Below are 20,843 nucleotides of genomic sequence, written 5' to 3'. Positions count from 1 at the left end.
GTGAGGGCGACTGGTCCACCGGTGAGCAATCGTCGATGATCGCGTGCCACCGGGGCAAGAGAAAACGGCACCCGGCCGGAGCGTGGAAATTGTCACATTCACCAACGATCCAACTGAGGAGGAGCCATCGCCCCGAGGGGCGGAAGGGAACCTGCTCAACAGCCGGGTGCCGCGCCTTAGTGTACCGCGCGGGGCGGTCAGAGCGGGGTGGATTGGAGGAGCTCGTCAGCGACTCGGTCGAGCAGCTGAGGGGTGAGCTGCTCGTGGCGTCCTGCGCGCTTTATGGCGTCGATCGTCGCGAGGATCGTGGTGTGCGCGTCCGGTGCAGAGGGGATGGTCTTCTGTGCCTGTCGGATGCGTGCGCTGAGCTCAAGGATCGCGGTCTCGTCGCGTTCATTGTTCGCGTAGCCGGCGGCGAGCTCGAGCGACTTGTGTAGCAGGCGGGTCTCGGTGGTGGTGAGCGGTGCGGTCATCGTGTCCTCGTGTTCAGGAGATCTGCGGTCAGTCGGGCGAAGCGTGTGTCGACGTCGCGCTGGTCGGGGAGATCGACGTCGGCCGCGATGGGTCGGGCGTCGTAGAAGTGGTGCCGGATGACGCGGCCCCGGTGGTCGACCAGGCCCTCACCCTCGCCCTCGATCGGCTCGAGCAGAGCGACGATGGTGACGGCGAGCTCGCGTGCTGTCGCGCGCTCCCGGATGAGGGCATGATCTCCGAGGCGCAGTGCCGGCCACGCAGTGAGCTCGGGGTCGGTCATGAGGGTGTTCCTTCCTTGCTTCTGGGGGAGGAGCGGCGTAGCCGCCGAGCGGATTTGGGGAGGGGTTCGTTGCGAGGCAGCTTCGCGAGGCGCCAGTCATCGCGGACGGCGATCGCGGCGGCGAAACAGGTCATGAGCGTGGGGTGGTGGTGGTTGGCGCATCCGGCGCGGGTCTGACATCCGAGGTCGTAGCCCTCGGGGCTGCCGTGGATGATCTGTCGAGCGACCTCGTCGGAAAGCATGGCCTGGTCCTCAGTCGAAGCTGGCGTCGATCAGGAGGTCGAGCGCGTCGGCGAGCTCACGGAGCCTGTAGCTGCGTCGACCGGCGATGACGTGGCCGAACAGGTTGACGAAGTGCAGCTCGCGAGTGGTGGTGTCGGCGACGGCGACGGTATGGACGTCGTGAGCGTCGATGTACTGCCAGCTGATGATGTAGTTGCGGCCGGCGACGTGCGCTTGAGCCCAGCGGAAAAGCAGTGCACCGAGCGGACCATCTTCGGATGCGCGGGTCGAGTAGGGGTCGGCTGGCACGATCGCGTCGACGGAATGGAAGCCGACAGAGGAGCGGGAGATCTCGTAGCTGTCCAGCGGGATGTCGAGGAAGAGATCGTTGTAACGGGTGCCGGTGTCATCGGTGATGACGATGTTGTTCAGAGTGCTCATCGTTGTCAGTCCTCTCGGGTGGGGGGTCATGCGGCGCAGCTGGCGAGCTGCGCGCGGAGCGTGGAGTAGTCGGCCGGGTTGACCGTCAGCTGGTAGGCGGTGAGGACGTCGACGAAGCGCGCAGCGTAGGCGCATCCGTAGTCCGCGTTCGGGGGCATCCATTCGGAGGGGCCGCGATCGCTCTTCGACTGGTTGGTGCTGCCGTCCGTGGCCTGCAGATTGAGAGGATCGTTGGCGAAGCGCTCACGCTGGGCCTCGTCCCATTCGTCGGCGCCCTGACGCCACCCCCACGCGAGCGGCACGACATGGTCGATCTGCACGAGCTCACTCGTGCCCTGGCCGCGCTCGAAGGCGATCGTGAGCCCGGTGTAAGGGTCGTGAAGCGTTCCGGTGAGGACGACGCAGTCGTGTGTGCCGGGCTTGGTGGTGATGTTCTCGAGCGCGGCCGCGAGTGCGTCGTTGCGCTGGTCACAGCCGTTGCGGTCGATGTCGGCCCAGCGTTGCCCGAACGCGTCACGGTCGTAGCTGTCCTGGTCGGCTGCATCGGCCACGACGAGCTGCTCGAGCTCATCGAGGGCTGCGGCGGCGTCCGCGGAGATCTCTGCGGTAGGCACAGGCACAGGCGCGGGCGCGGTGTCGGTGAGGTCGCTGACGCCGGAGGGCTGGCTGGTGATCGCGATCGCGCCAGCGAGCAGGGCGACGACAACAGCGCCGGCGGCGGAGGCGAGGCGTGTGGTTCGGCGGTTCATGAGTGGTCCGTTCAGAGGAAGAGGGCGGCGCCGAGTACGACGGCCGCGGCGACCGCGGCGACGCTGAGGAGAAGGGTGACGAGGAACTTGAGGCTGCGCCGTACCGTGCGCTCTGCGCGGCGTGCAGTGTCGACGGTGACGAGGATGCCGACGAGGCCGCCGCTGCCCAGCAGAAGGGGAGCGAAGTCGCGGGCGGTAGACAGGGCGAGATCCATGGGTTCCTCCGGGGTATTCGTCTAGGGGTATAGGTCGCAGTTCGGGGTGTTCGCGGACAGAGATTCTCGGGGGCGGGCATAGGCGAGCCCGCCCCCCGAGGGCTGTTACGCGGCCGCGGCCTGGTCGTCGGCGCCGAGCATGGCGTCGGCGATCGCGTTGACGGCACGGAGGACGTTGCCGGCGACGCTGCGGATGAGGTCGACGTCACCGCCGGCCCATCCTGCGACGTACCCGATCGACCACGCGGACGTGTCGAGTCCGAGGAGGCCACCGGCGCAGTACGCGACCGACTCGGCTTCGGTCTCGATCACTCCGCGGTGCTCGCGGGTGCTGCCCTCGTCGAAGTGCAGAAGTGCGTGACTGATCTCGTGCAGGAGGGTCTTGACGCGCATGGCCGGTGCCATCTTGCTGTCGACCCGGATCTGTCGGGCCTGGCCATCGGTGTACCCGTTGAGCCCGTCCTGTGCGATGTCCTCGAGCGCGACATCCCAGCCCTGCGCGGTGATGAAGTCGGCGAGCTGGTCGAAGAGGCCTGCGACGTCGTCGCCCTCGAGGTAGATGGCCGGCTGCTCGGGGAGCGGCTCGCCATCGGTGTCGCGGACGTCGAACACGGAGAGCACCGGGTAGATCACTCGACTGCTGGTGGACTCTTCTCCGGTGGCCTCGTCGACCTCGACGATCCGCTTGGTGGAGTAGCCGAAGATCTTGATCGACTTCGCGCCCTTGACGACGTGACGGCCGAGGGTCTCCCACTGGCGGTAGCCGAGGCAGTGGGTGCCGCCCTGCGCGAGGATGAGCATCTGGTTGGAGAACGAGCGCCGGCGGACGATGCGCGCGAAGCGCAGCCAGGCCTTCCAGTTCTCGCTCTCGGCCAGCGTGGCGACCTGTGCGGTGAGCTGCTCGTGGAGCGCCTCGGCCTGTGCGCGGCGCTCTTCCGGGGTGCGGCGGGTGGTGCCGCTGCGGCGGGTCTTGGTGGTCATGGTGTCCTCCCTCAGAGTGGACGAGTAGTGAATGTGACATTCACTAGTATGAGGCATTCGATATGCCCCGTCAACTCCGATTTGCACCCGCCTGCAGCGGGGGTCTCAGCCCGGAAGGATGTCGGTGGCGGCTTTGGGGTACGCGGTGCGCGGCAGCCCGATCGGCAGCCGGCGACGCTGGGAGCTGCTGCCAAGAGGGAAGGCGTATCGGAAGTTCCCCGGATGCCTGATCTTCGTGACATCGAGCGCGGCGAGCGCCTCGCGCAGCCAGGCTCGCGGGTCTTGCCCTGCGCGGCGGATGGGGGCGCCGAGCGAGACCAGGTGTCGCTCGGCGGCGTCGGCGCCTCGCTCCTGTCCTCTTACCTTGGACAGAGATCTCTCGGAGAGCACGAGGCCGCGGCGGGGGAGGTAGTTCAGGGTGCGTGCGGTGCTGCGGCCGAGGGCGATCGCGTTGACGCTTTGGTATATCCCGCCGATGTGGCCGGGCGAGGTCTGTTCGATGCGCTCGATTGTGGTGCCGTTGTCGAGGGTCTCGGTGATCTGTCGGCGCCGTGGCAAGGGGTCGGCGAAAGAGACGACGCCGCGGATGCCCCGGTCGTAGGCGTGGCGGAAAGCGCGTGCGAGGAACCAGGATTCGGCGTTCGCGGGTGTGTCGGTGAGTACGAATCGGCCGAGCTCGATGCTCTGTTCGTAGGGCTCGAGCGTGCCGAAGACGGAGCTGAGGACTCCTCTGCTCATCGGGGTGGAGAAGGTGGCGACGCCGACCAGTGCCATCTCGTCGACCATGGCGCCGTTGATGGGGAAGCGGTCGTCGCGGGTGAGCAGCCCGATCGAGAAGCGTGCTGCGGGGAAGGATGCTGCGTAGTGCTCGTCGATGACGAATGCTCGCGCGGCGGCTTCCGTGATCGGGGCCACCTGGTATAGACGGGGGTCGAACCCGCCTTCGGAGATGTGGCGCCACGAATGGGCGCCGCGAGACCAACGCTGGCAGTAGTCGCTCGCGGGGGAGGAGGGCGGCTCGGCCGGCATGAGTACCGGCCGAGCGTTCAGGGTGGGCATGAGGTCAGATCTGCGCAGCGATCGCGCGGAGCTGCTCGTCGACGTCGGGGGCGACGTCGATCCACTCACCGGTCCTGGGGTGCAGCCCGACGATGAGCGCGGTGCTGAACAGCAGTGCGCTGCGGCCGTGCTCGGTCAGGTAGAGCGAGGCGAGCAGGTTCGGCTCTGTGACCTTGAGACCGGCTTCCTCGTCGACGAGCAGTGCGTGGCCGTTGGTCAGGCGGAGCTCTGCGACCCAGCCGCCGATCTCGCGCTGGTAGTCGGGCAGCTCGTCGATGCGGATGGTGTCGATCTCGCCAGCGGGGGTGATCTTGATGGCCGTTGTCATGGAGTCCTCCTCAGATCAGAACGGTAGTGAATGTGACATTCACTGATGGTACGCGGGCGACGTACCCTCGTCAACCGCCGTGGACTAGAGGAGTGCTGAGTCGACGCGGCAGCACTTCTGCTGCGCATAGGGGCGTTCACTCAGCGGCATCCAACCCGGTTCCCTTCGCCGAATGAGCCGGGGATGCCCGGCTTCCCCCTCCGTGGTCATGTGGGGGCCGGCGTTGGTCCAGCAGTTCTGCGCGCGCGTCTCGCACCACAGCGCGAGCCGCGCTTCGCGGGGGAGGCAGGCACGATGTGTCCACCAGGCGCGCTTCTCGCCGTAGGGTCCGAACTGGTGGCCCTCGCTGTGCGCGATCGCGTCGTGGACGGCGCGGAAGACGTCGTTGGCGAGCATCGGCGCCCGCTCGCCCGTGGGCAGGGTGACCGTAACGCTGCGAGCCATCGGATGATCCGGCGGAAGGGCCCCCTCGCTGTGCTGCGAGACCTCGGTGCGGAAGTAGAACAGGTGCTTGTTCTCGCGGAGATCGGCCAGCATCGCGGCAGAGTCGGCGTAGGGTTGCTCGGTCTCGCCGTGCCAGGGCTCGAAGGTGTAGCCGGCTTCTGTGAGCATGTCCCACTGAGCGCCGATGTGCTGCCGCAGTGATCGGTAGGAGCGGGCGACCTGCGGGTGCGCGGGCTCGTGCGGTGCGGCCGCGTATGCCCTCGCTGCAGCGATGTCGTCGAGCTCGGTCAGTCGGGGGATCGGCGTGCGCTGTGGGAAACCGTGCGCATCGGCGTACCGCTCTCTGAGCGACTGGATCTCCTTGATCGGCTGGTGGTGACGGTAGCTGTCGTTGCCGGGCACGAAGGCAACGTGCGCTCGAGCGAAGGTGGGTTCTGTTCCGAGACGGGCGGCGATCGCGTTCACGGCGGATGCCGGCAGCGGATACTCGGCGGGTTCCGCGATCTCGAGCTTGCCGTCATAGAGCCTGCCTCCCGGTGCGCCGGCGGCGCGGAGAATGTCGAGGGTCTCCTGGACCTGCTGCTGCGAGCCGGTGCCGGCGGCGAAGCTGTAGACCCGGTCGGGGCCGTCAGCGTCGAAGTACCCGGCCATGATGCTGTCCTGCTCATACCGCCCCGCCAGCTCGCCGGCCCAGTCGGTGACCTGCTCGAAGCTGTCCGCGTGGACGATGTAGGCGCCTGCAGGCTCCGACGTGCCCTCCCAGAGCCCGTCCGCGTGCTGCAGCTCGGAGATCTCGATCCCGTGACGTTCCGCGGCCGCGCGCAGGGTGTCTTCGTACTCGATCCACTCGTCGGTGTCCCAATAGCTGGGGCGCGAGCTCATCCGCATCAGCTCGCCCGAGACCGGCCGGAACGGGGTCGCGCCGATGAAGGCCTCAAGCTGCTTCTCGGCGTTCCGCTCGCGCTTCTCGGCGCGGCGACGCCGCTGCCCTTCGGCCGTCGACGACGGGCACCGCCGCCCTCCGTGGTCGATGTCGTCGCACATGGCCTCTCCCGTTCGTCTGCTGGGTATAGGCCGGGGTTGGGGGTGTTCGCGGACAGAAATCGGGGCCCCGCCGGTCGGCAGGGCCCCGATGAGGGCGGCATGGTCAAACGTCAGCCGTTGAGCTCCTCCCACACCTGGTAGGCGCGGTGAAACTCCGGGCTGTCATCGTCGCCGTCACGCACGAGCTGGTCGAGGTACTCGTCGAGCTCAGCCTGGGAGAGCTGGCGGGGATCCTTCATCCTTCGGCTCCCGCCTCGGCAGGCGGGCAACTGCACCGTGCACGCGGCCGCGAACCGTTCCAGTTCCCGACGTAGAACAGCGCGCACGGCCATTCGTGCTCGCCGCGGCGCCGCAGCCTGGGGACGGTCACCGTGAGCTCGCTGCCCAGGCTCAGCGCGTCCATGATGTCGTCCGCGATGTAGCCGGCCTCCTCGTCCGCCTCGTCCGTGTGCTGCTGGATCGTGCGCACGATCGTTGCGCGCACGTCCAGCGTGACGGTCGGCGATGCCTCGTTCATCGGGTGTCCTCGTCGGGGTCCACACGCTGGATCGCCTCGTGCAGGCGGGCCAGTCGGTCCTCTCGCACGATGATGACGAAGACCACCGCAATGCCGGCAAGAGGCAGGAGCACGATCGGGGCGGGGACCACGATCACCACGCCGACAGCGAGCAGCACGATCGGCAGGATCACCCTCAGCGTTGCGCGGCGGTGCTGACCGAGCTCGTTCCTGATGCGATCCTTGATGACCCCGTCCTGCTGTGCGAAGGCGGTGGCCGGGTCCGAGGAACGCAACATGCTCCGGATTGCGCGAGTTGTCCACTCGCTCAGCGTGCGCTGATGCCGATCCCTACTACTCTCACGCCCGGTCATCGCGTGTACTCGCTCGGGGACGGGATCGGCAGGTCAGGATCGCGGATCTCGTACTGCCGGTCCTCCACGTAGGCCGCGTACTCGTCTGCGAAGTCGTATGCCTCGGCCTCGCTGTGCCCTTCCTGGCGCGCATGATCGAACGCGCTCCGCCACGGCTGACCGGTCGAATCGAGCGGCGGGTACAGGCGGTCGATCAGCACCTGATTCGCAGCGTCGTCGATCCTTCCGCGAGCCTCGGCGTCGGCGATCGCTCTCGCAGTCGCATGTGTGCCGTCTCGCAGCCGCGACAGATCACTCGAAGAGGGCACCACCCGCGCATAGGTGCAGTCGTCCCACCGGCAGTAGGTGGTCGTCTCCTCTGGCGTGAGCGGGCGGGGAGTGACGCTCACCAGCGCGGCGCCGCGTCCGCACACGGGGCATCGTCGAGCCTCCGCGCTGCGGACACCAACGCCGCGGCGATGGGCTGTGTTGTTCCGGCGCTCGGTCATCGCTCGCTCCCGCTCTCGTTGGGCGGGTTGGTGATGATGAACCCTGTGCCGGCGTCGGGCTGGTCCTGGCGCAGTCCGACGATCTCGGTGTCGGTCGCGTCGGTGTCGTTGAGGGTCTGAGCGAGCAGGTCGGCGTACTCGTCCGCGGTGAGTGCCTGGACCGCGGCGGCGTCGGTGACGTCGACGGGCTTGCCGTTGACGTGGAAGATGCGGGTCATGGGGTTCTCTCCTGCTGATGCGTCGTGGTGTCCATCCTCGTCGTGGGTCAGCGGAGGTCGAGCTCGACGCTGTCGGCCTCGAGGTCGGGGATGGTCTGGGCAGGGTGGCTGAACGTGACAGCCGGGCCGTGGACGATTACACGGTCGCCGCGGTGGGTCGTCAGCCGGAGCATCTCGGCGAGGATCCCGTTGGCGTGGACGTTGTATGAGCCGGCGTCGGTCTCGACGCGGAACCCTACGCGCGCCTGACGGTCGGTGAGTCGGCGGACGAGGGTGAGCGGTGTGCGGACGGTTCCTGCGATGGTGACCGCGGTGCCCGTGGGGGCTGCGGCCTGGGTGATGGTCATGGCCTGTCTCCTCAATCAAATAGTGAATGTGACATTCACTGACTATACGCCTGCGAGTCTGGTAGGGGAACCCCCGTGCCTGACTGTGCCGCAGGCCCTTCTTGCTGGGTATAGGCCGGTCTTGGCGCTGTTCGCGGACACCCGAGTTGCGAAGATCGGTGAGGTTAGTCGTCGATGCTGCTGTCGGGTTCGTCACACGCGCCACTGTTGATGGCATCGACGCCGGCTTTCGTGAGCACCCAGCCGGGTTCGACCCATGAGTAGCGCTCGATCAGACCGCGCCTGCGGAGAGACTGGATGGTGCCACCGGGAATCCCCAGGCCTGTCGTATCGAGGTAGCTGGCGCCACCGGAGGGGGACCGGCCATCGGCGATCATCCGCATGGTGACCCGCTGCGACCAGTTCAACGGCGGGGCCTTCTTGCGGCGGTTGAGCTGTCGATGTCAGGCGGAACGTGCGAGCTGCGCAGCGGAGGCGGTCGGCTGCAGCGCGAGGAGCCGCTGCGCCTTCGCTGCTTCGATCTCGCCCGGCAGCTCTCCCTTACGAGCGCCGGAGCGGCCGTAGAGAAGGACTTTCACGCCGGTCTTGGAGGCCTGCGCTCGGTCGGCGATCTCGAGGATGGTCATGCCGGAGGCCATCAGTTGTCGGACGTGCCGGCGAACGGGGTCAGCGGGCACGCGCGGGGCCTGCGGGGCGATGCCGGCTTCCCGCCGCCGGCGTCGCTCTTCGGTCAGCGATGCGTCGGCGCAGGAGATCTCGGCAGGGCATTGATCTCGGTCCTTGCAGCCGAGCTGGTAGCCGTAGGCGGTCCCGTGGTGTTCGGCCGGGATGCTCTGTTCCTTCCGGTTTGCCATCCACTGCCGGTGATACTCGCGGCCCGCCTCGATGCACTCCGGTCGATCGCAGCCACGCGCCCGGCAGGCGTTGGTGCCGTGCGGCTGCAGCTGCCGCGGTCGGGAGACGCGAGGGGCCCGCGGGGTCTGCGGCCGCGGCATCCGCGGCCTGGCCGGCGGTGCCGGGCGATCATGCTTCGCGAGCTCGTCGACTGCTGCCTGATGCCTGGCGGTGGCGTCCTGCAGAGCACGCTCGATCACGCCGCCGACCGATAGGCCGCTTCCGGCGGCGATGGTGGCCGTCTTGAGCGTCTCGACCGCGGAACGCAGCTGGACGCGCAGATCCCGGTGGTCGCTGCGCCACTGTGCGAGCTCGTCGACGTGACGATCCAGCGCTGCTTCGTAGCCGTCGACCGTCTCCGCGAACGTGCTGGCACGCTCGACGGGGAGCGTCTCGGCCGCGAGGCGGGCCTTGTCGATCCACTGATAGCCAGGATGCGTGCGCGTCCTCAGCAACGTCGGTCGCGGGGTCGCGATCCTCAGCGGCGCCGTCTTCGGCGGGCGGGCGGGCCGTGCTGTCGGTGTGCGCTTCGAGGCCTGCTTGGGTCGGCGGGGCTGCGTGGCTTCGGCCGCGGCCCGGCGCTCTTCTCGAGCGGCGATCTTGTCACGCTGCCGGGACTGGTCGCGTGCGGCTGCGTCGCGCTCGAGGATCTCCGCAAGGGGCGTGCCGGCGTCGATGAGCTTCGCGAAGGAGAAGTCGCCGGCATAGCGGGTGTGGATGGTGCGGCAGGGGATGAGCGCGGGGCACGCTGCAGTGCGGCATCCGCGGCGGTACCCGTCCGGGGTGCCGTGCGGGAAGCTGTCGTCGAGCAGGTCGAGGGTGGACATCACGTTCGGCCTCAGTAGCGCAGGAGCTTCGCGGTGACGAGCGACAACAGCGCCGCCCGTTGCGGAGAGTTGAGGCGGGAGAAGTGCGCGCCCAGGGTGTCCAGTGCTGCGGTGAACTCGGCAGGCAGCCCGTCGAGATCCCGCTTGACGCGCCGCTCGTTCGCGTCGCGCTGCGCCTCGGCCTGATCGGTCACACGCCACTCGTCGGTGGCCGCGCGGTCGGCATAGGCGCCCGTGATCCGTGGCGCATGCAGCCCGCGGGTGTAGAGCGAGTTCGGCTCGTCGATCGGGCGAGTGATCGTGATGATCGCGCCGACCGGCGCCGACGTGTACGGCTTGTACGAGCCGAGCTCCTTGTCGGAGATCTCGCCGTCGACGAGCGTGCGGTACCAGTGCGCGAGCTTGCCATTGCCCGCCTGCCTGCGCCCGACGTAGACGACATCCTCAGTGACGGTCTCTGCCGATTCGCTCATGGGCGATCTCCTCAATCAATCAGAAAGTAGTGAATGTGACATTCACTGATACTAGAGAGGTTGCAGCGTTCTCGCAACCGTCGTCGTCGTCGTCGCCGAAAGTCGAGAGCGCTGCCTGTCGGCGGGCACGGTGCGCATGGGCTCATCACGAGGCGCTTCGATCTCGAAGCCGCACGCGCCGCAGCTGTGCAGTCCGACGCCATCGACGTCGTCGGATGGGATGTACATGGTGGTGGGCTCTTCGCACATCAGGCAGCGCATGGTGATCTCCGATCGTGTGGTCAGGCGGTAGCCGCCGGGGTGATCTGCTCGACGGTGGCTGAGTAGCCGCGGTGGGAACCCCAGGCGGCGGCGATGCGGTCGGCGACGTCGCGGTCTTCGCCGAGGTAGGGGCGGTATCGCTTGCCTCGCGGGTCGGTGATGACGACCTGGACGACGCCGGAGGGCTCGCGCACGGTGACTCGGGCAGCAGGGATTGGGTGGGCGTGGACGCGGCCGGCGATGATGAAGGTCGGGTACAGATCGCGTGCGAGCTCGGGGGAGCGGAACACGTCGTGGACCCATGCCGTGATGGCGATCGCGCCGGCAGGACTGAACCCGATGAGGCGGGCGGGGAGCTGCTCGAGCCCGGAGCGGACGAAGTAGTGCTCGTCGACGAGTATCGGCGCCGGCGGATGCAGAGACCGCTCGTCGTGGGCGGGGTAGATCGTCAGGCTGGTGCGGCTGTTCATGAGGCGCTCGTTCATGCGGTGCGGCGGATGCCTACGGCGATGATGTGCGCCTTGGTGGGACGGGAGTAGAAGCCGAAGCTGTCGTCGTCGTCCGAGGCGGAGACGGTTGCGGTGAATGCGACGACGTCGCCGCGCGTCGCGGAGGAGATCTCGGAGGGCTTGGTGCCCCACACGCGCCAGCCTTCGCCCTGGACGAGGATCTTGACGGTGATGCCCCACTGGGTGTCGGTGGTCTTGGTTGCGAGGATCTCACCCTGGATGAGGGTGCGTCCCGTGGGGACGGGGCGGCGCGCTGCCAGCTCGCGCTCGAGCTGCTCGAGCAGCTCGTGGGCAGTGCGGACCTCATCGGCGTCGAGGGTGCCGGTGGAGTCCTCGAGCGAGTCGAGGAGGTAGCCGATCTTCTCGCGCAGCGGGTTGCCCTCCCGGATGCTCAGATGAGCTTCGGTGAGCTGGTCGCGCAGGCCGGGGTGCTCGGCCTCGAAGGCAGCGCGACGGGCGGTGATCGCGCGCGTCGTGTCGATGTGCTCGGCGTGCGCCTTCGCGTGGGCGCGGGCGGTGGCGCGAGCGCTGCTGACGAGCCGGCTGCGAGTGCCGGTGCCGTGGCAGTCGAAGCAGATCGGGCGACCGTGGCCATCGGTGAAGTGGGTGGGCCCGGTGTACAGGCCGGTGCCGATGCACTTGCCGCAGGTGTCGGTGATCCGCTCGGAGCCCTTGCGGCCGGGGAAGGGGTCGACGTAGAAGTCGTGCCAGTCTGCCGGTGCGGTGGTGTCGATGCTGTCCATGGGATCCTCCGATGCGTCTGTGGGTATAGGCCGCGGATCGTTCTCTTCGCGGACATGAAGGGGAAGGTGCGGGGGCGGCTATGTCACGGAGCCGCCCCCGCGGCGGCGACCTGGTTGGGAGGACGGCGGTCGCCGTGAGGGACGGAGCGAAGAGCGCGGCGAGCGCTCGTCAGGCTGCGGTGTGGCGCCTGTCCCTGGGAGGGGAACGGCGTTGCGCGGTTCCCCTGGCTGTGGGTCTGTGGGGTCTCCCTCTACTCAGTTAGTAGTGAATGTGACATTCACAGAGTAGGGGGTTTCTGCGTGCGGGTCAAGCGTCGATCTTGTAGGGATCTTTCTGAAATGTCCATTTCGCAGTTGAAATGTCCACGCGATGTCCATATGGACATTTCGGACGCCGGCCGACCGTCGCGATCATGTGGGCGGCGGTTTCACAGCGCCTCAGCTTCTCTGCTGGATCGCGGCTACGCGATGTCTCCCCTTTCACGTCTGAGTGGCCATCGGTCTGATCGGGCCATGAGCAGGATCAGTTTCGCGCGTCGCCCCCGCCCTCTGGTTCCGCGCTGCGGGCGTCATCGTCGTGGCAGGCTTCTTCGCGTCGTTGGTTACCGGTGTCTGCTGCCCCGGCGCCCCCGCCAGCGGAACATCGACGTGCGGAACGTTCGAGCGCTTGACCGCCGGGATCGACAGATCACGTGGCTCTGGCTCGCACGGACGGTCATCGTAGGCGCCATCGCGGCGCTCGAGGTGGGCGTCTTCGGTCGAGTCACCCTTGGCCGACTTCCTTGCGGGCATGGCACTGTTCGGGAGCTCGAGCGGACGCAGGGAGGTCATGAAATTGCCTTTCGCGGATAGCGGAGGCGATGAACGCTGCGTTCACCTATGGTTGGGGTCGTGGTCGCATTGCGCCCATACGATGTGCGGCGAACCCGAAAGGTGATCACCGGCTACATGAACTCGCCCCTCAACGAGCCGCCGCTCGGCGGAACCATCGACCACATCCTCTCGATCCTGCCGTCGCTCGTACCGAGCGCGCAGCGCGTCGCCCGCATCTGCGCCGAGCGACCCCACGACGTGGTCGACATGTCGGGCGCCGACCTCGCCGAAGCCGCCAACACGTCGCCGGCCACCGTCAGCCGCACCGCCCAGGCGCTGGGGCTGCGCAGCTTTCAGCACCTGCGCATGCTGCTCGTGCGTGACCTCGCCGCCGACGCCACCGCCGCGCCCGACGCACCCGCCGGCACCGAGGGCTTTCTGCGGTGGCTGGCCGAGGGGCGGGTGGGATGCTGCAGACCGCGCTCGCCTCGATCGACCCGGTCGCGTTCGACGCCGCTGCCGACGCCATCGCCCGCGCGCCGCGCCTGCTGATCTCGGGCACCGGCGCCTCGCACGCCGCCGCCCAGGCGTCGGCCGTCGCGTTCGCCGTCAACGGCCGGCCCTGCGAAGCGCCCGCTGACGGCGTGGTCGCCCACCTCACCGCCCGCGTGCTCGCCCCCGGTGATGTGTGCCTCATCGTCAGCTCGAGTGGCGCCAACTCGGTGACCCTCGCGGTTGCGGACGCCGCCGTCGACGCCGGCGCCACCGTGATCGGGGTCACGAGCTTCGCCCGTACCCCGCTCACCACCCGCGCCGACCACCTGCTCGTCGCCGGTGCGCGCTTCCAGGCGTGGGATCAAGGCATTCTCGGCAGCGGGCTCGTACAGCTGCTCGTGCTCAACGCCCTGCAGATCGCCGTCGCCGACCGCATGAGCGACGCCGCCGACCGCGCGCGCCTCGCGGTGCGCGAAGAGGTGCTCGACATCGTCGCCGACGACGGCTCCGACGCCGAGGCATCCGACGTGCCAGACGTTATCGACCACGGCGATGGGCGTTGACACTCCGTTTGCAGGAAATTCACTTTCCTCGATTGCAATAGCTCTGCAAGCGGATTTCGCGGGAAGGCCCCGGTTCGTCAGGTCGCTTGCAGAAGGCGACTCATGGGAACGATCCAGCTCTCTGGTGTCGGTCGCTCCTTCAAGAGCACCGCCGCCGTCAGTGATATCGACCTGATCATCGAAGACGCCGCCGCGCAGATCACCGAGTCCACCGGTGCCCCCTCGATGAGCGCGTCGTGCGTGATCACCGGCGGCAGCTGGTGCATGCAGGGCCTCTTCCTCTCGAACGGCGCCCAGGTGCTGAGCGATGACCGCACGACGATCGAGTTCGGCTCGGACGCCGCGATCGATACGGTCGCGACCTTCACCGAGATGTACGAGGACGGCGTGCTCACCAACGAGGACTTCACCAGCCAGTACGAGGCGTTCGCGCAGGGGAAGACCGCGATCCACGTCAACAGCTCGGCCCTGCAGGGCGCGTTCATGATGGGCGCCGAGGCCGGTGGCTGGACCCTCGACGCTCACACCCTGCCCGCGTTCGGAGACCAGGCGGTCGTGCCCACCAACTCGGGCTCGTTCCTCGCGATGTTCGCCACCGACCCCGCCAAGCAGGCCGCCGCGTGGGAGCTCATGCAGTTCATGACCAGCCCCCGCGCCTACGAGATCATCTCGACCCAGATCGGGTACCTACCGCTGCGCAGCAGCATGGCCGACGAGGGCGGACCGCTCTATGACTGGGTCGAAGCCAACCCGCTCGTGAAGCCCAACCTCGAGCAGCTCGACGCGCTCGAGCCGTGGGTGTCGTACCCCGGCGACAGCTACGCCCAGGTCGACCAGGTGCTCGCCACCGCCATCGAAGACGCGGTCTTCTACGGCGCCGACCCGGCCGCCACTATGACCGAGGCCGCCGAGCGCGCGCAGGGGCTGATCGAATGACCATCGACCTCGACCTGACGCCTTCGGCGACGGATGCCGCGGCCGCTTCGTCGCCGGATGCCGCGACCGCGGCGCCTCGTGAGCGTCGCCACGCCGTGGCCGGCCTCTACAACCTGCGCGACACCGGCGGCTACCGTGCAGCCGGCGGCACCAGCCGGTGGGGCAAGCTGCTGCGGTCAGATGCTCTGCACCGCATCGACGCGACCGGTCGCGACCGGCTGGCCGAGATCGGCGTCGCCCACATCATCGACCTGCGCGGCGGCGACGAGCGCGCCACAGCGCCGAGCGCGGTCGACGGGCTCGAGGTCACCGTGCACCACCTGCCCGTGTTCGACGACGCCGACCCGGCCGCGCAGGCCACCACGCACGTCGGACTCGTGCCCGTCTACGACCACATCGTCGACGAGCGCGGGGCGCAGCTGGTCGACGCGATCCGGGTGATCATCGCGGCTGACGACGACGACGCGGTGCTCGTGCACTGCACCGCCGGCAAAGACCGCACCGGTCTCGTCGTGGCCTTCGCGCTCGCCGCCGCCGGGGTCGACCGCGACGACGTCGTGGCCGACTACGCCGCCACCGCCGAGAACCTGCGCGGCGAGTGGTCAGACGCGATGACCGCCGTCTTCGAACAGCGCGGCATCGAACTGACCGCGGGAATGGTCGAACTCATCACCGAGAGCCCCGCCGAGGTGCTCGAGGCGCTGCTCGAGCGCATCGACCGCGAGCACGGGTCGATCAGCGCCTACCTCCTCGCCCACGGACTCACCCCCACCGAGCTCGAGCGTCTCACCGCCGTGATCATCGACCCCGCCGCCACCGCGGTCTGATCGGAAGGAACACACACCATGTCGCACATCGCGAGCCAGCATCCCGCTCCCGAGCACTTCATCCTGCATGTCTCTGACACCCACTTCGTGGGCGACGGCGACCTGCTGCACGAGCGCATCGACAGTGACAAGAACCTCGCAGAGCTGTTCGACGGCTTCACCAAGGCCAACGCCCGCCCCGAAGCGATCGTGTTCACCGGCGACCTCGCCGACACCGGCCGCCCCGACGCCTACGAGCGCCTGCGGGCCATCGTCGAGCCCGCCGCCGAGAAGCTCGGTGCCCAGGTGATCTGGGTGATGGGCAATCACGACGAGCGCGTCGCGTTCCGCCGCGGCCTGCTCGACGAGGAGGCCGACCAGTCCGAGCCCGTCGACCGCGTCTACGACGTCAACGGTCTGCGCATCATCGCGCTCGACTCGACGGTGCCCGGGCAGCACCACGGCGAGATCAGCGACGAGCAGTTGGCGTGGCTGCGCCGCGAGCTCGAAGTCCCCGCGCCCGACGGCACCCTCATCGCGCTGCACCACCCGCCCGTGCCGAGCCCGATCGGGCTCATCGCCCTGGTCGAGCTGCGCGACCAGGAGCGCCTCGCCGAGGTCATCCGGGGCACCGACGTGCGCGGCATCCTGGGCGGTCACCTGCACTACTCGACCACCAGCACGTTCGCGGGCGTGCCCGTGTCGGTCGCGTCGGCGACCTGCTACACGCAGGACCTCGCCGTCGCCTACCCCGGTGCCCGCGGCCAGGACGGCGGCCAGTCCTACAACCTCGTGCACGTCTACGGCGACCGGGTGCTGCACTCCGTCGTGCCGATCGGGCAGTTCCCGACCGTCTACGAGATGACTCCCGAGATGCTCGAGGCGTTCATGAACATGACCCCCGACGAGCAGCTCGCCGCCGTCAACGCGTCGGCGGGAGAGTAGTCAGCCCGTGAACAATAATGTCTCGTATCTACATCTCCTCGAACGGAGCAGTTCATGACGGATTCCACGCTCGGCGCAGTCTCTGCGACCGCGATCACGAACACCAGGGTCTTCGACGGACACAGTCTGAGCGCCCCCACGACGGTCGTCGTCCAGCCCGACGGGCGCATCGGTGACGTATCAGCGGATGCGGTCGTCGTCGGTGCCGCTGTCGTCAACGCGGAAGGTACGGTGCTCCTTCCTGGCCTGATCGACTGTCACATGCACCTGAAGGGGCGCGAGTCCCTCGAGACGCTCGCCACGTACGGTGTCACCACCGGCCTGGACATGGCGACATGGCCCGCATCACAGTTCCAGTCGTTGCGGGGACTGAGGGGAGTCGCTGACTTCCGCACCGCCGGCATGGCGGCGACATCTCAGGGCAGCACGCACAGCCGCATTCCGACCTATCCGGACGTCGCGCTGGTCGATTCCCCCGACAAGGCGGAGCGGTTCGTCGAGGTGCAGGTGGCAGACGGGGTGGATTACATCAAGATCATCGCCGATCTGCCCGGTCCCACCCAGGACGTGCTCGATGCACTCGTGGCTGCTGCGCACGCGCGGGGGCTCAAGGTCATCGCGCACGCAGCCCTGTACGAAGCTGTGCGTATGAGCCTCGCTGCGGGGGCCGACATGATCACCCATGCTCCACTCGACCGCGCGCTCGACGATGCGACGGCTGAGACGATGCTCGCCCAGGGCACGGTGTTCATCCCGACCTTGACGATGATGAAAGGCGTCGCCGCGAATCTCACCGCAGCGGGCGTTCCCGGTGTGAGCTATGCACACGCCCACGAGAGCACGCGCGCGATGCATGCCGCGGGCGTTCCGGTCCTGGCCGGCACCGACGCCTACATCGGGTCCTTCACACGGGCATCGCCGCCATACGGCGAGAGCATGCACGACGAAGACGCCTACATCGGGCTCCTCGAACGGGCAATGCCGCCATACGGCGAGAGCATGCACGACGAACTCGCTCTGCTCGTGGACGCCGGCCTGTCAACAGCCGAAGCGCTGCGCGCTGCCACCTCGACGGCCGCGCACGCGTTCTCACTCGACGATCGGGGGGCGATCACCCCCGGATTGCGAGCCGACCTCGTGCTGGTGGACGGCGATCCGCTCACCGACATCGCTGCCGCGCGTCGCGTTCTGCGTGTGTGGTGCGGCGGCATCGAGGTGTGAGGGCGTCCTCTCGACCGCGGTGTCACTCCACGGCGGTGTTCGCGCCGTGGTGCCACGCGAGCACCCGGTTCTCGACGACGATGAGCAGCAGGTTGAACACGTACCCGAAGATCCCGATGAGCACGATGCCCGACCACATGTCCGTGATCGCGAACGACCTCTGCGACTGAAGAACGAAGACGCCGATCCCGTTGCCTCCCGCCATCATCTCGCTCACGACGACCATGATGAGCGCGAGCGAAAGACTCGTGCGCATTCCGGCAAAGATCTGCGGAGCTGCCGCGGGAAGTGCGACCTGCAACTCGTAGCGGAACCAGTGGATGCCGTACACCCGGGCGGTCTCGCGCAGTCCGGGGTCCATTCCTCTGATTGCAGCTTCGGTATTGAGGAGCACGGGCCAGAGGCAGATGAAGGTGATCAGAATCACCTTCGCGGTGTCGTCGAGGCCCAGCACGATGATGACGAGGGGAATCAACGCGACCGCAGGGATCGCGCGCAGGAACTCGAGCACGGGTGCGAACATCGCCTGGAGGCGGTGCGCCTGACCGAGAACGAACCCCACGACCACGCCGATGACCACAGCGCCGATGAACCCGATCATCATCCTGGAAAGACTCGGCAAGACGTCGCTCGCCATCCGCGCGAAGAGCCAGTTCTCCTGGAAAGCGACTAGACGCTATGAGTGGTTGAGCCTGGGGCCTCCACTCGCGTAGACCGTGGGTTGCGGGCCGGTGTTCCGGCTTGCCGAGCCACATACGTGAGGGAGGCCCCAGTTGATATCTGAGCGTACGAGTGTCGGGCTGGATGTGCACGCGCGAAGCGTGGTCGCAGCCGCGATCGATGAGCGAACCGGGGAGCTCGTGCAGCGACGCATGGGTTCCGACATCGAGGAGATCGTCGCCTGGGTGACGGGTCTTCCGGGGCCGGTCGCTGCGACCTACGAGGCGGGGCCGACCGGATTCGGGTTGGCGCGCGCTCTCACGGCTGCCGGAGCGCGGTGCGTGGTCGCGGCTCCGTCGAAGCTGCAGCGCCCGGTGGGCGACCGGGTGAAGACCGACGCGCGGGATGCGGTGCATCTGGCTCGGCTGCTGCGGTTGGGCGAGGTCGTCGAGGTGGTGGTCCCGAGCATCGAGGCGGAGTCGGCCCGGGATCTGGTGCGGGCTCGGGAGGATGCCCGCGGGGATCTGATGTCCGCCCGTCACCGGGTCAGCAAGCTGCTGCTGCGGCAGGGAATCCAGTACTCGGGCGGGAAGGCATGGACCGTCGCGCACGACGGGTGGCTGCGATCCCAGCGGTTTGAGCTGGTCGGGTTGCAGGCCGCGTTCGACGCTGCCTACGAGGCGATGATCCAGGCCGTCGACCGCCGTGACCGACTCGACGCGGCGATCGCACGCATGGCCGCGGACAGCGAGTTCACCGACGTCGTGAACAGGCTCTGCTGCCTGCGCGGAGTGTCCACGCTGACCGGCTTCGCTCTCGCGGTCGAGATCGGCGACTGGACCCGGCTGGACGGGCACCGCATCGGCGCCTATGTCGGGCTGACCCCGTCAGAGTCCTCCTCCGGCGCGTCTCGCGCACTGGGCGGGATCACCAAGACCGGCAACAGCCACGCCCGTCGCCTGCTGATCGAAGCGGCCTGGCATCACCGCCCCGTCTACCGTCCCACCTCACCGGTCATGCGCGCCCGCTGGGACCGGGCCAGCGCCCAGGCGAGAGCCCGCGGGCATGCCGGCAACCAGCGTCTGCACGACCGGTGGGTCAGGTTCCAGGCGCGCAGGAAGCGCAGCGTCGTCGCCAACGCCGCGATCGCCCGCGAGCTGGCCGGCTGGTGCTGGTCCCTGGCCGTCATGACCTGACCCCGGCCCTGAGCTTCCGGCCGCCGACGGTGGTGACGGCAGCGTCCGGGCGACTCGCGACACGCCCTATGAGCAACCCGCCCAGCAGGCCACGCTCGATCTCTAGACTCGCGTGAACGCCCCGCCGAACAAGCCGTCATGCGGTAACCAACCCGCGCATATCAGAGTGACAACGCGTCGAACACGACACGCGCGTCACCACCCGACACGACCGGAACGAGCGGACGCCGCAGCCGACGGGCACGGCGTCCGCTCACCCCTGCCCCTTGACAAACCCCACTCCCATATCAGGGCGTGTCTCCCAAAGGTTTGGGCTGGTCGCTGGAACGCTCGGTGTGTGTCTCGAACGGAGTTGCTGACTGATGCGCAGTGGGAGCTGATTGCTCCGTTGATGCCGTCCTCGCAGGGGCGTCGTGGTCGGCCGTTCGCCGATCATCGCACCGTGGTGGAGGGCATCATCTATCGCTACCGGACCGGGATCGCGTGGCGGGACTTACCCGGGTGCTTCGGGCCGTGGCAGACGGTGTGGAAGCGGCACCGCCGCTTCAGCGGTGATGGGACGTGGGACAAGATCCACAGCGTCCTGCTGGCCCATGCCGACGCCGCCGGGCTGATCGACTGGGAAGTCTCGGTGGACTCCACGATCAACCGCGCCCATCAGCACGCCACCAACCTGCCCCGGGACACAGGGGGACCTGACGAATTACACGAATCTGCGCATCGAGCCGCCTGATCACGCCATCGGCCGCTCCCGCGGCGGCCTGTCGACGAAGATCCACCACCTGTGCGACGGGAACATGCGGCCGCTGGTGATGCTGCTCGGGCCCGGGCAGGGCGGGGACTCCCCGATGTTCGAGCACGTGATGAACGCCCTGCGGGTACCGCGCCTGGGTGGGGGCCGGCCACGCACCAGGCCCGACCGGGCGCTGGGTGACAAGGCTTACTCTTCCCGGGCCAACCGCAAGCTGTTGCGCCGGCGCGGCATCCAGGCCGTCATCCCCGAACGCGATGATCAGATCGCCAACCGCAAGCGCCGCGGCGCCAAGGGTGGTCGCCCGGTCACCTACGACACCGAGGCCTACAAGCGCCGCAACGTCGTCGAGCGCGGATTCAACATCTTCAAGCAATGGCGCGCCTTGGCCACCCGCTACGACAAACTCGCCCTGACCTATCGCGGCGGCGTCGTCCTACGCGCCATCACCATCTGGCTCAAGGCTTTAAGAGACACGCCCTGATATGGGAGTGGGGTTTGTCAAGGGGCAGGGGTGAGCGGACGCCGTGCCCGTCGGCTGCGGCGTCCGCTCGTTCCGGTCGTGTCGGGTGGTGACGCGCGTGTCGTGT

31 protein-coding genes are annotated in these 20,843 nt (G+C 68.1%); 8 read left to right on the top strand and 23 right to left on the bottom strand.

All coding sequences use genetic code 11. The features are described from left to right. Window positions 1–197: 197 nt before the first annotated feature. From AC3WLZ_RS17800 to AC3WLZ_RS17695, 22 genes are all read right to left on the bottom strand, one after another. Window positions 198–473 (bottom strand): hypothetical protein, encoded by a 276-nt coding sequence (locus tag AC3WLZ_RS17800; protein ID WP_005052758.1) that lies wholly within the window; start codon window positions 471–473, stop codon window positions 198–200. After that, complete coding sequence (locus AC3WLZ_RS17795) at window positions 470–754, bottom strand: hypothetical protein (RefSeq protein WP_005052760.1); 285 nt, start codon at window positions 752–754, stop codon at window positions 470–472. Before AC3WLZ_RS17795 ends, AC3WLZ_RS17800 begins: the two co-directional genes overlap by 4 nt. Beyond that, window positions 751–996 carry a hypothetical protein gene (locus tag AC3WLZ_RS17790; RefSeq protein WP_005052762.1) on the bottom strand — a complete coding sequence of 82 codons (246 nt, stop codon included), beginning with the start codon at window positions 994–996 and terminating at the stop codon, window positions 751–753. Before AC3WLZ_RS17790 ends, AC3WLZ_RS17795 begins: the two co-directional genes overlap by 4 nt. A gap of 10 nt (window positions 997–1,006) precedes the next feature. Next, a complete protein-coding gene (locus tag AC3WLZ_RS17785; protein ID WP_005052764.1) occupies window positions 1,007–1,417 on the bottom strand; it encodes a hypothetical protein in 411 nt (136 codons plus the stop codon). Window positions 1,418–1,443: 26 nt separating this feature from the next. Further along, the gene (locus tag AC3WLZ_RS17780; protein ID WP_005052767.1) at window positions 1,444–2,166 is read right to left on the bottom strand and encodes an HNH endonuclease family protein; all 723 of its coding nucleotides are present in this window, start codon (window positions 2,164–2,166) and stop codon (window positions 1,444–1,446) included. An 11-nt stretch (window positions 2,167–2,177) separates the two neighbouring features. Further along, the gene (locus tag AC3WLZ_RS17775; protein WP_005052768.1) at window positions 2,178–2,381 is read right to left on the bottom strand and encodes a hypothetical protein; all 204 of its coding nucleotides are present in this window, start codon (window positions 2,379–2,381) and stop codon (window positions 2,178–2,180) included. Window positions 2,382–2,486: 105 nt separating this feature from the next. Beyond that, on the bottom strand, window positions 2,487–3,362 hold the full coding sequence (locus tag AC3WLZ_RS17770; RefSeq protein WP_005052771.1) for an ArdC-like ssDNA-binding domain-containing protein: 876 nt from the start codon (window positions 3,360–3,362) through the stop codon (window positions 2,487–2,489). Between the two features lie 105 nt (window positions 3,363–3,467). Continuing rightward, entirely contained in the window at window positions 3,468–4,421 is a 954-nt protein-coding gene (locus tag AC3WLZ_RS17765) for a Mom family adenine methylcarbamoylation protein (protein WP_139833212.1), read from the bottom strand. A gap of 4 nt (window positions 4,422–4,425) precedes the next feature. Further along, on the bottom strand, window positions 4,426–4,749 hold the full coding sequence (locus AC3WLZ_RS17760; RefSeq protein WP_005052776.1) for a DUF3846 domain-containing protein: 324 nt from the start codon (window positions 4,747–4,749) through the stop codon (window positions 4,426–4,428). Between the two features lie 84 nt (window positions 4,750–4,833). Beyond that, window positions 4,834–6,237, bottom strand: coding sequence for a hypothetical protein (locus AC3WLZ_RS17755; protein ID WP_005052778.1), 1,404 nt, complete (start codon window positions 6,235–6,237; stop codon window positions 4,834–4,836). Window positions 6,238–6,347: 110 nt separating this feature from the next. Beyond that, window positions 6,348–6,476, bottom strand: coding sequence for a hypothetical protein (locus tag AC3WLZ_RS17750; RefSeq protein WP_005052780.1), 129 nt, complete (start codon window positions 6,474–6,476; stop codon window positions 6,348–6,350). After that, complete coding sequence (locus AC3WLZ_RS17745; RefSeq protein ID WP_005052783.1) at window positions 6,473–6,754, bottom strand: hypothetical protein; 282 nt, start codon at window positions 6,752–6,754, stop codon at window positions 6,473–6,475. The genes AC3WLZ_RS17750 and AC3WLZ_RS17745 overlap by 4 nt, the downstream gene beginning before the upstream one ends. Then, entirely contained in the window at window positions 6,751–7,032 is a 282-nt protein-coding gene (locus AC3WLZ_RS17740) for a hypothetical protein (RefSeq protein WP_043341033.1), read from the bottom strand. The genes AC3WLZ_RS17745 and AC3WLZ_RS17740 overlap by 4 nt, the downstream gene beginning before the upstream one ends. A gap of 71 nt (window positions 7,033–7,103) precedes the next feature. Further along, a complete protein-coding gene (locus AC3WLZ_RS17735) occupies window positions 7,104–7,520 on the bottom strand; it encodes a hypothetical protein (protein WP_043341034.1) in 417 nt (138 codons plus the stop codon). 71 nt (window positions 7,521–7,591) lie between these two features. After that, entirely contained in the window at window positions 7,592–7,813 is a 222-nt protein-coding gene (locus tag AC3WLZ_RS17730) for a hypothetical protein (RefSeq protein WP_005052790.1), read from the bottom strand. Window positions 7,814–7,860: 47 nt separating this feature from the next. After that, window positions 7,861–8,160: a hypothetical protein gene (locus AC3WLZ_RS17725; protein ID WP_062633405.1), complete on the bottom strand. Its 300-nt coding sequence runs from the start codon at window positions 8,158–8,160 to the stop codon at window positions 7,861–7,863. Between the two features lie 164 nt (window positions 8,161–8,324). Beyond that, window positions 8,325–8,567: a hypothetical protein gene (locus AC3WLZ_RS17720; RefSeq protein ID WP_005051904.1), complete on the bottom strand. Its 243-nt coding sequence runs from the start codon at window positions 8,565–8,567 to the stop codon at window positions 8,325–8,327. Window positions 8,568–8,603: 36 nt separating this feature from the next. Continuing rightward, window positions 8,604–9,881, bottom strand: coding sequence for a hypothetical protein (locus tag AC3WLZ_RS17715; protein WP_005051902.1), 1,278 nt, complete (start codon window positions 9,879–9,881; stop codon window positions 8,604–8,606). An 11-nt stretch (window positions 9,882–9,892) separates the two neighbouring features. Beyond that, window positions 9,893–10,354, bottom strand: coding sequence for a hypothetical protein (locus AC3WLZ_RS17710; RefSeq protein WP_005051901.1), 462 nt, complete (start codon window positions 10,352–10,354; stop codon window positions 9,893–9,895). A 281-nt stretch (window positions 10,355–10,635) separates the two neighbouring features. Continuing rightward, a complete protein-coding gene (locus AC3WLZ_RS17705) occupies window positions 10,636–11,085 on the bottom strand; it encodes a hypothetical protein (RefSeq protein WP_062633397.1) in 450 nt (149 codons plus the stop codon). 11 nt (window positions 11,086–11,096) lie between these two features. Beyond that, the gene (locus tag AC3WLZ_RS17700) at window positions 11,097–11,867 is read right to left on the bottom strand and encodes a hypothetical protein (protein ID WP_217316627.1); all 771 of its coding nucleotides are present in this window, start codon (window positions 11,865–11,867) and stop codon (window positions 11,097–11,099) included. A 480-nt stretch (window positions 11,868–12,347) separates the two neighbouring features. After that, window positions 12,348–12,698 (bottom strand): hypothetical protein, encoded by a 351-nt coding sequence (locus tag AC3WLZ_RS17695; protein WP_005052795.1) that lies wholly within the window; start codon window positions 12,696–12,698, stop codon window positions 12,348–12,350. Window positions 12,699–12,815: 117 nt separating this feature from the next. Here AC3WLZ_RS17695 and AC3WLZ_RS17690 point away from each other — a divergent pair, with 117 nt between their 5' ends. From AC3WLZ_RS17690 to AC3WLZ_RS17665, 6 genes are all read left to right on the top strand, one after another. After that, window positions 12,816–13,232 carry a MurR/RpiR family transcriptional regulator gene (locus tag AC3WLZ_RS17690; protein ID WP_165801295.1) on the top strand — a complete coding sequence of 139 codons (417 nt, stop codon included), beginning with the start codon at window positions 12,816–12,818 and terminating at the stop codon, window positions 13,230–13,232. Further along, entirely contained in the window at window positions 13,148–13,738 is a 591-nt protein-coding gene (locus AC3WLZ_RS17685) for an SIS domain-containing protein (protein ID WP_005052796.1), read from the top strand. The genes AC3WLZ_RS17690 and AC3WLZ_RS17685 overlap by 85 nt, the downstream gene beginning before the upstream one ends. A 102-nt stretch (window positions 13,739–13,840) precedes the next feature. Further along, window positions 13,841–14,674: an extracellular solute-binding protein gene (locus tag AC3WLZ_RS17680; protein WP_005052797.1), complete on the top strand. Its 834-nt coding sequence runs from the start codon at window positions 13,841–13,843 to the stop codon at window positions 14,672–14,674. Next, window positions 14,671–15,501: a tyrosine-protein phosphatase gene (locus AC3WLZ_RS17675; protein ID WP_005052798.1), complete on the top strand. Its 831-nt coding sequence runs from the start codon at window positions 14,671–14,673 to the stop codon at window positions 15,499–15,501. Before AC3WLZ_RS17680 ends, AC3WLZ_RS17675 begins: the two co-directional genes overlap by 4 nt. 18 nt (window positions 15,502–15,519) lie before the next feature. Continuing rightward, complete coding sequence (locus AC3WLZ_RS17670; protein WP_005052799.1) at window positions 15,520–16,425, top strand: phosphodiesterase; 906 nt, start codon at window positions 15,520–15,522, stop codon at window positions 16,423–16,425. Between the two features lie 54 nt (window positions 16,426–16,479). After that, window positions 16,480–17,646, top strand: coding sequence for an amidohydrolase family protein (locus AC3WLZ_RS17665; RefSeq protein WP_045245739.1), 1,167 nt, complete (start codon window positions 16,480–16,482; stop codon window positions 17,644–17,646). Between the two features lie 22 nt (window positions 17,647–17,668). Here AC3WLZ_RS17665 and AC3WLZ_RS17660 read toward each other — a convergent pair whose 3' ends face one another. Next, on the bottom strand, window positions 17,669–18,250 hold the full coding sequence (locus AC3WLZ_RS17660) for an ABC transporter permease (RefSeq protein WP_005052801.1): 582 nt from the start codon (window positions 18,248–18,250) through the stop codon (window positions 17,669–17,671). A gap of 169 nt (window positions 18,251–18,419) precedes the next feature. Between AC3WLZ_RS17660 and AC3WLZ_RS17655 the strand changes: the two genes are divergently transcribed. Next, window positions 18,420–19,502 (top strand): IS110 family RNA-guided transposase, encoded by a 1,083-nt coding sequence (locus AC3WLZ_RS17655; protein ID WP_492469184.1) that lies wholly within the window; start codon window positions 18,420–18,422, stop codon window positions 19,500–19,502. Between the two features lie 391 nt (window positions 19,503–19,893). Further along, window positions 19,894–20,737, top strand: a protein-coding gene (locus AC3WLZ_RS17650) for an IS5 family transposase (protein WP_241186004.1) whose coding sequence is annotated in 2 segments (ribosomal slippage) — window positions 19,894–20,199 and window positions 20,201–20,737 — 843 coding nt in all. Because the reading frame shifts where the segments join, the coding sequence is not laid out codon by codon here. The last annotated feature ends 106 nt before the right edge of the window (window positions 20,738–20,843 follow it).

This window comes from Microbacterium sp. FW305-3-2-15-F-LB2, assembly GCF_058787255.1.
Note: the sequence above shows the minus strand (reverse complement) of the source record. Positions and strands in the feature narration are given on the sequence as shown.

Coding starts and splice junctions, on each gene's coding strand:
- AC3WLZ_RS17800 (WP_005052758.1), bottom strand. CDS start 473: ATGACCGCACCGCTCACCACCACCGAGACCCGCCTGCTACACAAGTCG.
- AC3WLZ_RS17795 (WP_005052760.1), bottom strand. CDS start 754: ATGACCGACCCCGAGCTCACTGCGTGGCCGGCACTGCGCCTCGGAGAT.
- AC3WLZ_RS17790 (WP_005052762.1), bottom strand. CDS start 996: ATGCTTTCCGACGAGGTCGCTCGACAGATCATCCACGGCAGCCCCGAG.
- AC3WLZ_RS17785 (WP_005052764.1), bottom strand. CDS start 1,417: ATGAGCACTCTGAACAACATCGTCATCACCGATGACACCGGCACCCGT.
- AC3WLZ_RS17780 (WP_005052767.1), bottom strand. CDS start 2,166: ATGAACCGCCGAACCACACGCCTCGCCTCCGCCGCCGGCGCTGTTGTC.
- AC3WLZ_RS17775 (WP_005052768.1), bottom strand. CDS start 2,381: ATGGATCTCGCCCTGTCTACCGCCCGCGACTTCGCTCCCCTTCTGCTG.
- AC3WLZ_RS17770 (WP_005052771.1), bottom strand. CDS start 3,362: ATGACCACCAAGACCCGCCGCAGCGGCACCACCCGCCGCACCCCGGAA.
- AC3WLZ_RS17765 (WP_139833212.1), bottom strand. CDS start 4,421: ATGCCCACCCTGAACGCTCGGCCGGTACTCATGCCGGCCGAGCCGCCC.
- AC3WLZ_RS17760 (WP_005052776.1), bottom strand. CDS start 4,749: ATGACAACGGCCATCAAGATCACCCCCGCTGGCGAGATCGACACCATC.
- AC3WLZ_RS17755 (WP_005052778.1), bottom strand. CDS start 6,237: ATGTGCGACGACATCGACCACGGAGGGCGGCGGTGCCCGTCGTCGACG.
- AC3WLZ_RS17750 (WP_005052780.1), bottom strand. CDS start 6,476: ATGAAGGATCCCCGCCAGCTCTCCCAGGCTGAGCTCGACGAGTACCTC.
- AC3WLZ_RS17745 (WP_005052783.1), bottom strand. CDS start 6,754: ATGAACGAGGCATCGCCGACCGTCACGCTGGACGTGCGCGCAACGATC.
- AC3WLZ_RS17740 (WP_043341033.1), bottom strand. CDS start 7,032: ATGTTGCGTTCCTCGGACCCGGCCACCGCCTTCGCACAGCAGGACGGG.
- AC3WLZ_RS17730 (WP_005052790.1), bottom strand. CDS start 7,813: ATGACCCGCATCTTCCACGTCAACGGCAAGCCCGTCGACGTCACCGAC.
- AC3WLZ_RS17725 (WP_062633405.1), bottom strand. CDS start 8,160: ATGACCATCACCCAGGCCGCAGCCCCCACGGGCACCGCGGTCACCATC.
- AC3WLZ_RS17715 (WP_005051902.1), bottom strand. CDS start 9,881: ATGTCCACCCTCGACCTGCTCGACGACAGCTTCCCGCACGGCACCCCG.
- AC3WLZ_RS17710 (WP_005051901.1), bottom strand. CDS start 10,354: ATGAGCGAATCGGCAGAGACCGTCACTGAGGATGTCGTCTACGTCGGG.
- AC3WLZ_RS17705 (WP_062633397.1), bottom strand. CDS start 11,085: ATGAACAGCCGCACCAGCCTGACGATCTACCCCGCCCACGACGAGCGG.
- AC3WLZ_RS17700 (WP_217316627.1), bottom strand. CDS start 11,867: ATGGACAGCATCGACACCACCGCACCGGCAGACTGGCACGACTTCTAC.
- AC3WLZ_RS17695 (WP_005052795.1), bottom strand. CDS start 12,698: ATGACCTCCCTGCGTCCGCTCGAGCTCCCGAACAGTGCCATGCCCGCA.
- AC3WLZ_RS17690 (WP_165801295.1), top strand. CDS start 12,816: ATGAACTCGCCCCTCAACGAGCCGCCGCTCGGCGGAACCATCGACCAC.
- AC3WLZ_RS17685 (WP_005052796.1), top strand. CDS start 13,148: ATGCTGCAGACCGCGCTCGCCTCGATCGACCCGGTCGCGTTCGACGCC.
- AC3WLZ_RS17680 (WP_005052797.1), top strand. CDS start 13,841: ATGGGAACGATCCAGCTCTCTGGTGTCGGTCGCTCCTTCAAGAGCACC.
- AC3WLZ_RS17675 (WP_005052798.1), top strand. CDS start 14,671: ATGACCATCGACCTCGACCTGACGCCTTCGGCGACGGATGCCGCGGCC.
- AC3WLZ_RS17670 (WP_005052799.1), top strand. CDS start 15,520: ATGTCGCACATCGCGAGCCAGCATCCCGCTCCCGAGCACTTCATCCTG.
- AC3WLZ_RS17665 (WP_045245739.1), top strand. CDS start 16,480: ATGACGGATTCCACGCTCGGCGCAGTCTCTGCGACCGCGATCACGAAC.
- AC3WLZ_RS17660 (WP_005052801.1), bottom strand. CDS start 18,250: ATGATGATCGGGTTCATCGGCGCTGTGGTCATCGGCGTGGTCGTGGGG.